Genomic DNA, 14387 nt, shown 5'->3' on the forward strand with positions numbered 1-14387 from the left:
AAATTTATAATTGCTGCCCGATGGCGTTAAAGTCTTTGTCGTTCTTGAAAAATTTGGAATTTTCGCTTGGACGCAGACTGCTACGCTTGCCGCTACGGCTGCTGGGGAAAGCAGGCTTAATCGCCGAAGTGCCTTCGTCAGAAGAACCAGGCTTCACAGATTTCACATTGATAGAATCCGTGGAAACTACAAAGTTATCATAGCGCACGAACACATCTGTGGAGGGCGCCCAGGTGTCATCGTCTCCGCCATGGAATGTAGAGAGATAGAACTCGTCTATTTTCTGGTCCTGGAAATCACGCAAACGCAAGGTATCCAAATCTAAAGCAAGTTCTCCGTCAAACCAACTTTGCACAATACCGTTCTTGTCGCCCTTGCCTTCTGTAGTTACGGAATTCAAAACTACGCGGGTGACGACGCGATGCCATGTTCCCGGTATAAACTGCTTCTGTTTTTGAGTTCCATTCAAGTTCCATTTGGCGTCATCGCCATAGGTACTCGCCTGATCCACAAAGTACAGATACTGCACCACAGCTCCATTTGCACGCCACATGATGCGGGCGCTCCAGCCGTCACCTACAGAGGGGCGATTTCCGCCAGTATAACATTCACCGCCACAAAGTCCCGGCAGCTTTCCACCTTTCACAAATTCAAAACCAGGCTCGAACTGAATATCGTACGCCACCCACATTTCTTCTGCAGAAACGTTGAGCGGCTGCTTCACCTGCCCGGCGCAGGCGGGGCGCTCGCCCTCGTCATTGGGCCCTACGCAACCCTTTGGGTACTTCAGCTGCAGAACCATCCCGTGCTCTTCATCGTCCTGCACAATCTTTGCATTCTGGCCCCCATTCTGCTCCATGGCATACCAACTGGAAACGCCCGCCTTTTTAGGGAAGTCCTCCTGGGCCATCTTATTGGTGTACAGGCCGACAGCACGATTTTCAAAATCCGCAGAAAACACCACATCGGCAAGAACTGACGTAGCGAAAGACAAGATAAATAGACTGATTCCACTGACAAATCTCATAACGCATCTCTATTGCGAAGACTCACTCCCCTGAAAATACAATCTTTTCGAGGGAAGTGATCCCGCAGATTCAATGAAGCGCAATGCTACTTCGTCAAATATTCTGCAAAATTGAAGCTGTTCAACGAATCAAGCATTATTCCTTCGGGATAATCCTCCATGTTGAACCTCTTCAGCTCCTCCCGGCAAACTCCTGCAAATTCCTGGGCCAGATTATTAAGAATCTTTTCCGCCTTTGCTACAGGCACCACACCCGCACACTCATAATTCATGAAGAAGTCTTCGGATTTGGCGAAAGTTTCAGTTGCCCTGGCTACAGAGCAATCCCCTTCAGACACCATCTCGCCACCAATCCCTTCGCATTTTTCCTGGAAGAAAAGACTATCCCGCTGGCAATGATCCTCGAACAACTCCATGGTCTCGTATACACTGACACCGAGGTAGACCAATTCCGGATTTTTCACATCATTCACAAATTCTTCATTCTCTGTATACAGAAAGTTTACGGATACGGAAAACTGCAACTCGCCTCGACCTATACCGGCGTTATGGTAGTCCAGCCAATAGTTGTTGAGACCAGGAACTTCAATAAACTCCAGTCGCTTATGGGGAAACACGTCAGCCGGACTTCCAACAAAGCACACCTTCAAATCGCCCAAACTAAAACCATACACACCCACCAGGGTATCCATACCCGCTTCGTAACTCTCCTGGAACGAACGACATCCATCCACATACTGCTTGCGATAGGCGTTCCATACAGCGGCCGTATCTATCATGTCCAGCTTCAAAATGCAGGCATGTTCCTGTTCATGGAATTGACCATGCCTGGTTTCGCAATCCTTGCCGAATTCCTCATGATATCCCGAGGTCGTGTCCAAAGAGCCTCCAGATTCCAATTCGTAGATTCGCTCCACAACAAACCAGTTCTTATCCTTTTTCACAAGTTGCATAGACTTGTCACTATAACCCTGCCCGTGAATTTCAATCTGGAGAACTTCCTTATACTCCCCATCGCTAAAATTGCGGACCTCACAAGAACCCACGCGACTTACAAAATTATAAAGGACTTCGTATTCCGGACCATCATGCCTAATGCAGGGGAACGAATCCGCGTCTCCTTCAAAATACTCCTTTTCAGCATCATCCATCTCCACAAAGGAATACTTATCGGCATTTGGAAGTTCGGCGGATCCACCCGCCACTTTTTCGCTGGAACAGGCACAGAGCATAGACAACAGAGCGCCATAGATATACTTCTTCATTTTTCACCTCCTATTGTATTGCGGGTCAGCGGAAAAAACTGCAGGTTCAAATGATAGACCTGTTCAGCAGAATTCTTCTCGGTGGCAATGGCCACCACCTTTCTCCGCAATTCCTCTATTTCACCAACAATTTTTTCGTAGTCCTCTCGGTCGATACCCACGGTGACACCCGAAATATTGCGTTCTTCAACAGAGACCTTGTCCATGGACTCCTTGGCAAAGTCACTCATTTGCTTATGCATGGAGCGCACCAGCATAGGTAGGGCCGCAGCCGATGCTGCCACAGACTTGTTGGTCTGGCGATAACCTTCCCCATCCTTCTCCAAGAACCCCGCTTTAACCAGGAAACTCAAAGTCTCGCTAACCTCGGCGGCTGTGATGGACGGTATGCACATTTTGGCCATTTCCAAAGGCTTCGCCCCTGGCATCATGGGAGCCAGTTCCCGGATCACGGTATTTTTCCAGGATTCATAAAATGCGTAAGCCTCCCCTTCCAGCAGGCGCACCCTATGGGCTCCAGCGATATCGCACATTTCCTTGTAGGCATTCTTTTTATCGGAATCCTTCTTGGCTTGGCTGAACATCACCAGGGAACGGAAGTACACACGTTCAATCCCTACGAAACCCATGACGGATGCCACACGCTCCACACTGAGGGGAGAAAGACCGCTCTTACCTTCGCACACCAGCTTGATGAAATTCGGCGAACTGAAACCAGCCCGCTTGGCAAATTCCCGCCAGGTGAAAGCGCCGGTCCTTTTGCGGTCTTCGTAGAAGTCCTGCATGTACTGACGGTAGTCCTCGTATTCAATTATGGATTTCAGCATGACGATAAATTAACTTCGTTATTTTACCTCGTCAATAAAAAAATTATACAAAATTAGTCTTTTTACACAAAATTCACGCTTTTTATAGCTTCTATACAAAAAATTAAAGTTTTACTATACAACAGTATTCACCATATAGGTGTTCAAGGCAAGCTCAATGCCCTTTTGAGTTTGACAAGCCGTTTTAAATTTGAGTACCTTTGAGAAATGCCTAAACGTACTGGTGTAGCAGACCTGCCTCTGCGCCAAGGTGGACAACACTGCCGTACAGGATGGGTTCCAGCTTTACCAGCATAATTTCATTGTGACCGATGAAGGCGACTGGGCGGTGGTTCAGCAGGGCTATTGCGAAAATTCCACAAGCAAGGTTCATAAGGTCCCTCAACAAGAAATGTGGACTCTATTGAAAATATATTTTTGGACCATGGCGTGATTTAATAAGAGGATAAATCATGCTTTCATATTCATTGTTAAATGATTTCCAAACCGAGTGTCGCAAAAACATGTTTACATGTTTTTATGACCGAGGTGCAGAATCAAAATGACGAAGTCATTTCATTCCAGAATCGAGGAAAAAACAATGTCTAGAGTCCATTACAATGAAGAAATGAAGCTGCAAACGGTCAAACTCGTCCTGAAAGGCGAAAAGTCTACAAGCCGAGAGTCGCGACAAAGAATCGTGAATTGGAACGGAAACTTAAACAACGTGAAAAGGAACTTGCCGAAGAAAAGTCCGCAAGTCGAATATCATAAAATAAACTTTTTTCATTAATTCACCTCCTAATGGTCATTGAATACAAACTATTTTTTCTTATTCAACAACAAAAAACATCGTTTGGCGCGCAAATATAAAAACATTTTTAATTGCATACAACTTAAAAAAAGATCGTTTTATTCATGATGCTTCAAAAGCGTTAGACAATTTGTTATCTTTTCACGAAAATCAAACATGCCATCTATTATGAAAAATCTTCTTTCAGTTGTCCTTATTCTTCTCACACATACTATTGCGCAGGCCGGATCTATCAGGAATGCCGATATTACAATCTGCGAAGTCATTAGTCATGCAGGTTTCGCAATAGTTGACGAAAAAACATTCAATGAAGCATTCAGTTATCTAAAAGATTCGTCCTTTACACAACTGAGTTTCACAGTAAATGTAAGTGGAATGATAGACTCTGTATACGAAAAGTATGATCGTGTACATGATATGAACAACACAACTACATCTGTTCCTATAATAGGAATCGTTGATCACAAAGTCACAACCGTAAAGGCTGTAAAACTGAAGAATAGCAAGCTAACCTTGCCCAAAGGCAACGATTCAACAATGGTAAGGCGATTTAAGTCGGACCTTGTCTTTATTCCCAGTAAAATATCCGTTACGCCAGGTGACATCATTGATATTAAAAATTACGGCGCTCTACTGAACGACACTTGTTACGTAGGAGAAACAACACAGCAAAAGGCGCTCGTTTACGGAGAATACTCTCTATCGTCCACACCATCTTCCCTACCAGCCAACAGTCATAAAAAAACAGCTAAGGTTATTTTGCATCACAATCGTGACGCCCAAGGCAAATTTTCAAAAAACGACTCCAAGTATTCAGTAAAGTTTTAACACCATTTTTTAGGAGGATAAATGATCAATGTAAGTAAAATAATTGCCACCTTTTTTTCGCAATTGGCGTAGCTGTCGCATCCGAAAGTTTTGGCGGCATCGGCATTTCGTTTCAAAAAGAGAATGACGGCATCAAAATAGTTGACATTATTCCCAATACACCTGCAGCAGAAAGCAATCTCCAGGTCAGCGACCGGATTATAGCCATTGATGGAATTTCCTTAAAGGGAAAATCCAGCGAAGAAGCAAAACTTATGCTTCGCGGTCCCAAGAACAAGCCCATTGAAGTGACCTATGTCAATAACGGTGAAACCTACTCTACAGTTCTCTCTCGCATTCAAATTACCGTCAAGCCACTGAAAAACATTGAAGACTGGTACGACGGAAAAGAACAATTCAGCACCCACGAAGTCAAGGCCTTTGCTTCCTCTACGGAAAATGACAAGGAACTCCTGGCAGTCCTAAAGAAAGGATCGGTACTCCAGACGGAGGAATCAACTTCTGCAGACAATTTAGATGGCGTATACATCGAAAAGGCCCCAAAAGACGCACCTAAAAACAACAGAAGCGATATAACTAGGCCAGCAGCAAATAGAACTCAAACGCAACACTATCGCAACATCAACGGCGAAATTGTGAAAAAAGAGACTAAGCACTCCGTAAAGTTTTAATTCCCCGAGAGATTATTTCCAGCGGGAATAGCGTTCTCAACACAAAAAGAGCTAGGCTTCTTGGCTTAGCTCTTTTCATACAGTTTCGTCGGGTTAGTTGCGGACGCAACGGACGGAATAACCGTAGTCCTGTGGAGAGGTGGCATCAAGGGTCAGTTCAAGTGCAAATTCTCCCAAAACCGTCTAAATGTAAACTTGGGGCAACATTTGGGTAGGATTTAAACATTGAGGGTAAACAAAGTCAATTGGCTTGACACAGCCCCTTCTTTAGTGTACATTTGTATATATGAAAGAAGTCCGTCCTGAAGACAATTCCATATTGCTGTACAAAGATGAAAACGGCAAGACAAATGTATCTGTCCGTTTTGCAGATGAAGATGTCTGGGTGACTCAGGTCCAGCTTGCGGAGCTCTACGAGACGACGCAACAAAACGTTAGTCTCCATATCGACAATATTTATAAGGACGGCGAATTGCCTCGCGAGTCAACTCACAAGGATTTCTTGTTAGTTCGGCAAGAAGGCAAGCGGAATGTTCAACGCGAAATTGCACACTACAATCTCGATATCATCATTGCCATCGGTTACCGCGTGCAATCTCCAGTGGCGACTCGATTCAGGACATGGGCCACAACGCGTCTGCACGAATTTATCCAAAAGGGTTTTGCGCTAGATGACGAACGATTGAAAAATGGCCGCAACCGCTATTTCAAGGAACTACTCCAGCGCATTCGCGACATCCGTTCCTCTGAACGAAATTTTTATCAGCAGGTGACAGACATTTACGCCACCGCCGTAGACTATGATCCCCGTAAAAAGATCACGCTGGATTTTTTTGCAACCGTGCAGAACAAATTGCACTATGCCGTTCACGAGCATACAGCCGCAGAACTGATTTACGAACGTGTGGATAGCGAAAAACCGTTTGTCGGCATGACTAACTTCAAGGGAAATTACGTTACCGAAGAAGATGTAAAAATCGCCAAGAATTATTTATCTGAAAAAGAATTACAACGTTTGAACCTGATGGTTTCTCAGTTCCTGGATTTTGCAGAATTGCAGGCCCTTGACGAAAAGCAAATGCGCATGCAGGACTGGATAGACGCCCTGGACAACCAGATTGTCATGAGCCAGAGAAAATTACTCGAGGGCAATGGTAAGATTTCTCACGAAGATGCCATGGAAAAAGCTGAACGCGAATACAAGCTCTTCAAGCGAAAGGAACTTGCAAATCTGAAAAGCGACTTTGACAACTTTTTGGAACTTCGCGAAAAGATTGCCTCTTATAAAGCATAGGAAACTTTAGCAGCACACAACCCAAACCTCAATAACTTATCATGCCTAAGCGTACTGGTGTTGCAGACTTGCCTTTGCATACGGGGACTGTTCCCCGTTGGCTCGCAGACCGTATGCGTGATTTGGGCAGACTCATTGCCGAATCCATTGTGGAGAATTACGGCAAGAAGGAATTCCTGGTTCGCCTAAGTGACCCGCTGTGGTTTCAGTCCTTCGGGGCGGTCATGGGAATGGACTGGCATTCCTCGGGAATTACCACCAGCGTGATGTACGCCCTGAAGCGTGGGCTGAACCCGATTGCAAGGGATCTTGGGATTTATGTGTGCGGCGGCCGCGGAAAGTTTTCGCGGGAGACTCCTACGGAACTGCTGCAGATTGCAGACCAGACCGGCGTGGACGGGAATTACCTGAAGCGCACCAGCTGTCTTTGCGCCAAGGTGGACAACACCGCGGTGCAAGACGGATTCCAGCTTTATCAGCATAATTTTATCGTGACGGATGAGGGCGACTGGGCGGTGGTTCAGCAGGGCATGAATACGGACGCCCGGGCTGCAAGACGTTACCACTGGTGTTCTTCTAACTTGCGTTCTTTTGTAGAAGAACCCCACGCAGGCGTGGTGGGCGAAAACCGCGGGCAGATTCTGAACTTGACTCATCAGGAAGCAGGCATTACCCGCAACTCCATTCTGGAACTGACTCACGAAAATCCCGACAGGATGATGCGCGAAATTCGTCAGATGGTAACCCCTAGCTCTTCTATGGTGGTGTCGCCACAGATGGATTTATTTGCGCCCATTGTCGCGCCGGATGGTACGCCGGTCCGCCTCGGTTCCCGAGATCCCATTATCGCAAATTCTTCCCGGGATTGCATTATGCCCAACCGCCATGAAGTCCGCGCAGAAGATGTGGACCTGAAGCGCCTTGGGGGCGTACTTGCAACCGCCTACGAATCCGACCCCAAGGATTTTGAAAGTCTGCTGTTAACACCGGGACTTGGCCCCCGCACTTTGCAATCCCTCACTCTCGTCAGCGAAGTGATTAACGGAACTCCTTCCCGCTTTAGGGACCCTGCCCGCTATTCCTTCGCCCACGGTGGCAAGGATGGGCACCCCTTCCCTGTTCCCACCCGCGTTTACGACGAATCCATTCGCGTTCTGAAAGGCGCTATTGAAAAGGCGAAAATCGGCGATCGAGATAAAATGGATTGCCTCAACCGCCTTCACGCCACCCAGCTGGCCATCGAAAAAGACTGCGAACCCCTCGCCGACTTCGATAAAACTCTGGAGCATGAAAAATCCCACTCGCAAGAGTGGGGCGGAAGAACGGTTTAAGGCCTATTTCCATTCAATTGAAATCTTTCTCTTTTTGACAGCACAATCTGTCAAATAAGAATCAATCAAAGTCTGATAAGGAATGCCCTGATCCTTTGACATTTTCTTGAAATACTCAATGGTTGAAGAATTCAACCGAATGGTAATTTGTTTTTTTAATGCAGCCGCATAAGGATTTCTTACAGCCTTCATTTTTTCAAAATCATACTCTTTCTTCATGGTTCATCTCCTTTACGCGCATTCCAATAATACTGAAACTCTTTCTTCGTCGCTTTCCGGGCACTAATGATGCGATTGACAATCAAATCATCATCACCATTAACACGTTCCGTATAGACAACAATCAAGGTTCTTAGTTCAGAAGACAATCCTATAAGAATAGAACGATCTTCATCTTTTGAATGTTCTACATCAAAGAAAACTCTAGCATGATCATCTTCAAAGCAACTCTTGGCTTCTTCAAAAGATACGCCATGCTTTTTCCGATTTATCTCATTCTTCTTTTCATCCCACTCGAAATCTATTTCCATAATAGACCTCGATGTATAACTACAATATAATTACATTCAAAAATAAACGCAAGTGCCTGCAATGCGATTGCGGACGCATTTAACTCAATTCTGAGTATTTTCACTTTTTTCCTGAAGAACGCATTTCCCTTTGAGATTGATCTCTTGTGCCCTTGTCGAGGACGGACAGCACTTAGGAATTTATTCCTTAGTGCGCATGATCCCCTTTAGGGGAGATATAAAAAAAGATCCCACTCCCAAGAGTGGGGCGGAAGAACGGTTTAAGGAGCGTTCTAGATTTTTTCGTCAGGGGCTTGTCCGTCGTGGGCAAGCCATTTGCATTCCGTCAATTCCATATCCGTAAAGGTCGCCTTGAAGGAAGAATCCTCGGGACTGCAAGCGTAAATGCCAAACTGAATTTCATCGGTTGCCTTCCACATGTGGCAAATTCTCATTTGCGTGAAGTTGGAGCCGTCTTCGGAACATTCAATGCAGAAATCATTTTCGCGACGGCTGAAGCGATACCACATGGACTTGATATCGGCACGGATCGCAGTTGTAGCCCAGTCCGAATATCCCATGTTGGTAGCAACACTTCCAAGATGCTGAAACTTTTCATTCTCGTATTCGATGGAAGCCTTCAACCAGTTTTCGCTATCCAGATACATGGCCACGCCGCACTGATCAAAGCGACGCTTGCTTTCAAACGAAGTTTTAACCACAAAGGAAAAGAACTTTTCCGCTGTCTTTATTTGAAGAACCGGAGCGTTGTCATTACGGAAATGATAATACGTTCTCTGCCATAAATCCGTGTGCGGTTCCGTAACGATTTCGACGGAATCGTCGGTAATGATAAATTTTTTCGGAGCCCGAGTCCAGAACCAATCCTTGGCATTAATTTTCATTATTCATCCTTCACACAGCGAACGGATAGTCCGAAGTTCTTTGCATAAGGATAAACGGAAGCATCCTTGCGGCCAGCCATCATGTGGACGCCGATTGCTTTTTTGCTGGGCGCGGCATCACCATCCTGCAAGTTTGTGCCATCCTGCGACACACCCTCTTCCGTGGCGCTCCACAGATAAGCGTACATTGTCTGGCGATCGAAGCGACCGCGGTAATCGCGGAAACCCGAGGGCGTTGCGTTAAAGCAGTACTCGTCGGAACCGTTGCCGTAATGGCTCCAGCCTTCAGCGGATTTCAACTTGACGCCTGCGGAGTCCCGACCGCCTACGTCTGCGAAAAGCTGTTCAAATTCTGCGGCCGTGGGCAGGTGCCAACCGGCGGGGCAGACGTTCTTCGCCACATCCCAAGTATAAAAACGACCGTACTTGCGACAGTCGTAATTGAAACGTGTATAGCACCAACTTTCTTCCGCGGCAAAGCTCAGGTTCTCCGCCATCCAAACCTGGGAACCAATTTTTACCGTCCTGTATTCCTGATTATCTCGGGAATCTTTTAAGATGTCCTGCGCAAATACTTGCAAACTCATCAGAAGGAATACAAATATGCCAAAGCGAAATTTTATCATCAGATATTAAAATAAAAAAAGCCGATGCCGATTTTCATCGGCATGACTTCAATCATCAGGAACATGAGCTTTTATCAACGATTCAATCGGACCGTTCGCCTAATTCCATCAGCGGATTGCAGCAGGTAAACGCCCTTGTTATACCCAGCAGTCTTTAGGCTCGTTTCAAAAGCGGCGCCATCCACGCGGACACTGCCAAGGACCTTGCCCATCAAATCAAAGACTCGGTAATTCTTGGAAGCAGCATTCATTGCATAGCTACGGATAATTCCAACACTGGAATCAGGAGGAGTGATGGGGTCACCGGATACAGCGAACGTAATATAATCAATATCCATCCAGCTTCCCGTTACCGTGAATCGCAAGACATGTTCACCTTCGCTGAGATTCACGCCACTGGCCGCGTTAACATTATTGAAATCATCGTAGTTGTCTTTGCCCTCATTCTTGGGGACCGCAATGGATTCCGTAATGTCCTTGCCATCCATGGAAAGCTTGAAACTGGAAGTATTGTTGGCGGAAGCTACGGAAGCAAATACATCGTACTTGCCGGTTTCTGCAACCTTCACCGTGTATTCCAGCCATTCCCCTTCCTGGTTGTAGCCCACCACAACCTTGTCGCCTTTCTTATAAAGGTCAACGCCAGTATCCTTGCGGTAACCGCTGTCGCCGTGATTTTCAGAATCGTTATCCTTGTAGGAATCGTTACCGGAACCTACGCCGGGAATGTCAAAATCTTCCGCCTGGATTCTTCCGGGAATAGTCGCCGCCACACCTTTAAACGGCTGCTGAGGCATTGGCTCGACAGGAGCACGGTTCATATGTTCCAGCATCACCTTAGCGTAACGCTTGCCAAATTCAATGTAACCGTCGCGGTTAAAATGATAGCTATCGCCAGCGCTTCCAAGACCAGATGAAGAAACCGGCCAGGCATTATCCATCACCTTGGTAATACGCTGCACCTGGCTTGTGCTAAAGCCCCTGCAGCAACCATCTTCACGCATTTCGCCAGCCAGCAGCGGCACGGTGTCGGAACTGAGTCCAAGATCGGTCAGCATATCGTCGCGAATTTTCTTGAGGTCTTCGGCCCAATGGTTATTGTTCCAGTCCGATTCGCCCTGATGTACAATAATGCCCTTGATGACACCATCCTTCTGGGCAATCTTTGCAAGGTCGATAATTCGCTTGTACAAATTGCTATCGTAAGCCTTGGCCCAGTTAATAATCCAGTTTTCCTTTTGACGATCAGGATCTTCGAGATAAGCTTGCCAATTGTCCTTATCGAACAACTTAAGCGCAGTGCCACCCACAGCAACCGAAATAATGCCAACGGTTACGTCGGGCAGGGAATCCACCAAGGTGCGGCCAAAATAATCTGCAACAGAAATGCTGGGAGGGTTATCGCAGTTTGCCAACTGGGAAGTTGCATCGGTCCAGACACCCATGGTGCGACCCTTTGCGGGGCAATCCATAGAAGGCAAAAGTTTAAATCGCGGATAAGGCTTTGTTTCTGGTTCTGCAGCGCCTGCGGCACCCGCCATATTGGACTGGCCAAAGGCAATGTAGATGTGGAAATTCGGATCGGGTGCAGCGCTCGCCAAAGTGGCCGCCGCAGCCAAGGACAAAATCAATTTTTTCATATTGGTACCCATACAATCTTAAGATACCCTTTTGCGCCACAAAAAAGCCCATATATACGGAACTTCTCCTGGACAAATTATCCACGAGGTCCGGCACTTTTTCAAGGGACATATTTTTTATCATTGTGCAGGATGAAAATTTCAGTTCTTATAGACAATCGTAAATTTTCGGGAAATCCAGGTGCCAAAACCGAAGTCTGTTCCTGCGACGCATTGACGCCGGAATGGGGACTCTCCGCATTCATTGAATTCAATGGTCATCGAATTCTTTTGGATACCGGAGCGTCAGCAAACTTTGCAGAAAACGCAACTGCACTGGGAGTAGATTTAAGCACCGTTGACGCAGGCGTTCTAAGCCACGCCCATTATGACCACGCCGGTGGCATGGAAGATTTTTTCAAGGCAAATGACCACGCCTGTTTTTACCTGCGGGAAGGTGCCGGCGAAAACTGCTACAGCAGGCATAAATTCCTCAAGCTGTTTTCCTATCAGAAATACATCGGCATACACCGCGGCTGGCTCAAGCGCTACGCAGACCGCATCAAGTTCGTTGGCAGTTCCTCTCGCGAAGCCGCGAGTAGTCCCACGGAAATCCTGCCGGGCGTTTTTCTGATAGGTCACAACGACACAATATTCAGCGCAGAAAGCCGCGCCGCAATCGCCGCCCGCAACGGCCTTTCCATCAAGCTGAACGGCAAGTACCTTCCCGACAGTTTTGACCACGAGCAAAGCCTCGTCTTTGACACCCCCGCAGGATTGTTCATCATGAACAGCTGCAGCCACGGCGGTGCCGACAACATCGTCAAGGAAATCCAGCTGGCCTTCCCCAACAAAAAGATTTACGCCATCCTGGGCGGGTTCCATCTTTACAAGACTCCCGATTCCCGCGTACGCGACTTTGCCAACCGCCTCCGTGAACTGGATGTCCAGAAAATTTATACAGGCCACTGCACTGGCGATCGCGCCTACGAAATTTTAAAGGGCGTTCTCGGAGACCGCGCAGAGCAAATGTACACGGGTTTGGAAATAGAAATTTAGCCTTTCGGCTACACTCAAGGATATGGATCCTTCACTACGTTCAGGATGACGATTTTAAACAAGTAATCAAAAACAATACTATCTTATTGAACATGAAAAACGAAAGTATTTCCCTCGAAAATCTTGAAAACATCAAGGGCAATCCCAAGGCCCTTTTGCCTATCGCCATCTTCCTAGTGCTTTATCTTGGACTTGGCATCACCTTTGAATACGTCCTGAAGGTCCCCATGGGCTTCTACAACATCCCCATTGTAGCAGCGTTCCTCATTGCCATTTTTGTGGCTTGCATTCAGAACCGCAAGTTGAATTTTGACAAGAAGATGAACGTGATGGCAGGCGCTTTAGGCGACCGCAACATTTTCCTCATGATTCTGGTGTTCCTGTGCGCCGGTATCTTCGCAGGAATTCTTGGGCGTTCCAGCGCCAGCGCGGCAGCTTACTTGCTTTTGGATTTCATTCCTGCGCAATTTGCAGTCGTCGTCCTATTCGTGGTAGCAGCATTCGTCTCTACCGCCATGGGAACGTCCGTCGGCACCATCGCAGTGGTCTCCCCCATCGCCATTGAAGTGGCAGGAGCCGCAGGATTCGGCATTCCCTTCTGTGTGGCGTCCGTCATTGGCGGCGCCATGTTCGGCGATAACTTGAGCTTTATTTCTGACACCACCATCGCAGCCACCTCCACACAGGGCTGCAAGATGAAGGATAAGTTCAAGGTGAATTTCTGGATCGCCTTGCCTGCCGCCTTGGCAGCCATCGTGATTATTACAGCCATCTCCTTCGCCACCGACGCCAAGGAAGTTGTTTCCGCAGACTACAAGCTGATCCAGCTGATGCCCTACGTTCTTGTTCTGGCATTGGCTTTGACTGGCATCAACGTGTTTGCTGTTTTGCTGGTGGGCATCGTCGCCGCAGCCGCCATTATGGTAGGTAGTGGTAACCTGAATTTCGTAGGTCTGCTAGGTAACATCGGCAATGGAATTTCCGGCATGTACGAAACCATCATGGTAGCCGTTTTGGTCAGCGCCCTCTGCGGACTTATCCGCATTCACGGTGGCTTTGCCGCATTGCTGGATTTCATTCACAAGGTATTTAAGGGTCACAAAAGCGGTCAGCTGGGCGTCGGCCTTCTGGTAAGCGCCATGGACGTAGCCACTGCCAACAACACCGTAGCCATCGTCATGGCGGCTCCCATCGCCAAGCAGATGAGCGACGAATACAGAATCTCCCCGCAAAAGACCGCCTCCCTCCTGGACATTTTCGGATGCATTTTGCAAGGTCTGCTCCCCTACGGTGCCCAGATGCTGGTAGCCCTTTCCGCCATCGCATCGGCAGCAACCGCAAATACCGCAGCCGGCGCAGTGGTCAACGGTGTCGAAGCAGTGGTCAACGGTGTCGAAGCGGTGAACGTCAGCGCCTTCGACATCATCCCCTACATGTTCTATCCCTTCCTGCTCTTGATCAGTGTGCTGGCCTTTATCGCCATCTCCCCCAAGAGAAAGAAGAATGTCTAAGGCCGCTTTTCGCGCGATCCTGGCAATTCCACATTGGAATAGCGATTTGCAGCACTCCCCCTTGCGTCCACGAACATTCTGCCGTATATTATAGACATAGACCGGATGTTAACCGGAACGCG

Annotated in this window: 14 protein-coding genes and 1 pseudogene; 7 read left to right on the forward strand and 8 right to left on the reverse strand. The window is 47.3% G+C overall.

The window, feature by feature from the left end; translation table 11 throughout:
• Positions 1 to 4: 4 nt before the first annotated feature.
• The 3 genes from BUB38_RS13340 to BUB38_RS13350 all read right to left on the reverse strand — a co-directional run bounded on the left by BUB38_RS13340 (position 5) and on the right by BUB38_RS13350 (position 3119).
• Positions 5 to 1027, reverse strand: a complete 1023-nt coding sequence (locus tag BUB38_RS13340; RefSeq protein ID WP_139258457.1) for a polysaccharide lyase — start codon at positions 1025 to 1027, stop codon at positions 5 to 7.
• A gap of 86 nt (positions 1028 to 1113) precedes the next feature.
• Entirely contained in the window at positions 1114 to 2292 is a 1179-nt protein-coding gene (locus BUB38_RS13345; RefSeq protein WP_073161234.1) for a hypothetical protein, read from the reverse strand.
• Entirely contained in the window at positions 2289 to 3119 is an 831-nt protein-coding gene (locus BUB38_RS13350; RefSeq protein WP_346348721.1) for a TIGR02147 family protein, read from the reverse strand. The genes BUB38_RS13345 and BUB38_RS13350 overlap by 4 nt, the downstream gene beginning before the upstream one ends.
• Positions 3120 to 3357: 238 nt before the next feature.
• On the opposite strand from BUB38_RS13350, the pseudogene BUB38_RS17050 reads away from it, so the two are divergent.
• The 5 genes and pseudogenes from BUB38_RS17050 to BUB38_RS13380 all read left to right on the forward strand — a co-directional run.
• A pseudogene (locus BUB38_RS17050) lies at positions 3358 to 3462 on the forward strand (DUF763 domain-containing protein); the annotation flags it as partial.
• Positions 3463 to 4080: 618 nt separating this feature from the next.
• Positions 4081 to 4740 carry a hypothetical protein gene (locus BUB38_RS13365; RefSeq protein ID WP_139258458.1) on the forward strand — a complete coding sequence of 220 codons (660 nt, stop codon included), beginning with the start codon at positions 4081 to 4083 and terminating at the stop codon, positions 4738 to 4740.
• Between the two features lie 98 nt (positions 4741 to 4838).
• On the forward strand, positions 4839 to 5411 hold the full coding sequence (locus tag BUB38_RS13370; protein ID WP_256382243.1) for a S41 family peptidase: 573 nt from the start codon (positions 4839 to 4841) through the stop codon (positions 5409 to 5411).
• 286 nt (positions 5412 to 5697) lie between these two features.
• On the forward strand, positions 5698 to 6705 hold the full coding sequence (locus tag BUB38_RS13375) for a virulence RhuM family protein (RefSeq protein ID WP_073161239.1): 1008 nt from the start codon (positions 5698 to 5700) through the stop codon (positions 6703 to 6705).
• A gap of 41 nt (positions 6706 to 6746) precedes the next feature.
• The gene (locus BUB38_RS13380) at positions 6747 to 8036 is read left to right on the forward strand and encodes a DUF763 domain-containing protein (protein ID WP_073161240.1); all 1290 of its coding nucleotides are present in this window, start codon (positions 6747 to 6749) and stop codon (positions 8034 to 8036) included.
• Positions 8037 to 8039: 3 nt separating this feature from the next.
• Here the strand turns inward: BUB38_RS13380 and BUB38_RS13385 are convergent, their stop codons facing one another.
• The 5 genes from BUB38_RS13385 to BUB38_RS16805 form a co-directional block, all read right to left on the reverse strand.
• Entirely contained in the window at positions 8040 to 8255 is a 216-nt protein-coding gene (locus BUB38_RS13385) for a BrnA antitoxin family protein (protein ID WP_073161241.1), read from the reverse strand.
• The gene (locus BUB38_RS13390; RefSeq protein ID WP_199505716.1) at positions 8252 to 8566 is read right to left on the reverse strand and encodes a BrnT family toxin; all 315 of its coding nucleotides are present in this window, start codon (positions 8564 to 8566) and stop codon (positions 8252 to 8254) included. Before BUB38_RS13390 ends, BUB38_RS13385 begins: the two co-directional genes overlap by 4 nt.
• Before the next feature lie 272 nt (positions 8567 to 8838).
• Entirely contained in the window at positions 8839 to 9450 is a 612-nt protein-coding gene (locus BUB38_RS13395; RefSeq protein WP_073161243.1) for a DUF1349 domain-containing protein, read from the reverse strand.
• Positions 9450 to 10037 carry a fibrobacter succinogenes major paralogous domain-containing protein gene (locus BUB38_RS13400; RefSeq protein WP_073161244.1) on the reverse strand — a complete coding sequence of 196 codons (588 nt, stop codon included), beginning with the start codon at positions 10035 to 10037 and terminating at the stop codon, positions 9450 to 9452. Before BUB38_RS13400 ends, BUB38_RS13395 begins: the two co-directional genes overlap by 1 nt.
• Positions 10038 to 10150: 113 nt before the next feature.
• Positions 10151 to 11716, reverse strand: a complete 1566-nt coding sequence (locus BUB38_RS16805) for a sialate O-acetylesterase (protein ID WP_254794963.1) — start codon at positions 11714 to 11716, stop codon at positions 10151 to 10153.
• A gap of 132 nt (positions 11717 to 11848) precedes the next feature.
• On the opposite strand from BUB38_RS16805, the gene BUB38_RS13410 reads away from it, so the two are divergent.
• Positions 11849 to 12754 (forward strand): MBL fold metallo-hydrolase, encoded by a 906-nt coding sequence (locus BUB38_RS13410; RefSeq protein WP_073161246.1) that lies wholly within the window; start codon positions 11849 to 11851, stop codon positions 12752 to 12754.
• Between the two features lie 92 nt (positions 12755 to 12846).
• A complete protein-coding gene (locus BUB38_RS13415) occupies positions 12847 to 14265 on the forward strand; it encodes a Na+/H+ antiporter NhaC family protein (RefSeq protein ID WP_073161247.1) in 1419 nt (472 codons plus the stop codon).
• Positions 14266 to 14387: the final 122 nt, after the last annotated feature.

The organism is Fibrobacter sp. UWH5 (assembly GCF_900142505.1).
Taxonomy (GTDB): Bacteria; Fibrobacterota; Fibrobacteria; order Fibrobacterales; family Fibrobacteraceae; genus Fibrobacter.

Coding starts and splice junctions, on each gene's coding strand:
- BUB38_RS16805 (WP_254794963.1), bottom strand. CDS start 11,716: ATGAAAAAATTGATTTTGTCCTTGGCTGCGGCGGCCACTTTGGCGAGC.
- BUB38_RS13345 (WP_073161234.1), bottom strand. CDS start 2,292: ATGAAGAAGTATATCTATGGCGCTCTGTTGTCTATGCTCTGTGCCTGT.
- BUB38_RS13340 (WP_139258457.1), bottom strand. CDS start 1,027: ATGAGATTTGTCAGTGGAATCAGTCTATTTATCTTGTCTTTCGCTACG.
- BUB38_RS13415 (WP_073161247.1), top strand. CDS start 12,847: ATGAAAAACGAAAGTATTTCCCTCGAAAATCTTGAAAACATCAAGGGC.
- BUB38_RS13350 (WP_346348721.1), bottom strand. CDS start 3,119: ATGCTGAAATCCATAATTGAATACGAGGACTACCGTCAGTACATGCAG.
- BUB38_RS13395 (WP_073161243.1), bottom strand. CDS start 9,450: ATGAAAATTAATGCCAAGGATTGGTTCTGGACTCGGGCTCCGAAAAAA.
- BUB38_RS13375 (WP_073161239.1), top strand. CDS start 5,698: ATGAAAGAAGTCCGTCCTGAAGACAATTCCATATTGCTGTACAAAGAT.
- BUB38_RS13385 (WP_073161241.1), bottom strand. CDS start 8,255: ATGAAGAAAGAGTATGATTTTGAAAAAATGAAGGCTGTAAGAAATCCT.
- BUB38_RS13390 (WP_199505716.1), bottom strand. CDS start 8,566: ATGGAAATAGATTTCGAGTGGGATGAAAAGAAGAATGAGATAAATCGG.
- BUB38_RS13365 (WP_139258458.1), top strand. CDS start 4,081: ATGAAAAATCTTCTTTCAGTTGTCCTTATTCTTCTCACACATACTATT.
- BUB38_RS13400 (WP_073161244.1), bottom strand. CDS start 10,037: ATGAGTTTGCAAGTATTTGCGCAGGACATCTTAAAAGATTCCCGAGAT.
- BUB38_RS13410 (WP_073161246.1), top strand. CDS start 11,849: ATGAAAATTTCAGTTCTTATAGACAATCGTAAATTTTCGGGAAATCCA.
- BUB38_RS13380 (WP_073161240.1), top strand. CDS start 6,747: ATGCCTAAGCGTACTGGTGTTGCAGACTTGCCTTTGCATACGGGGACT.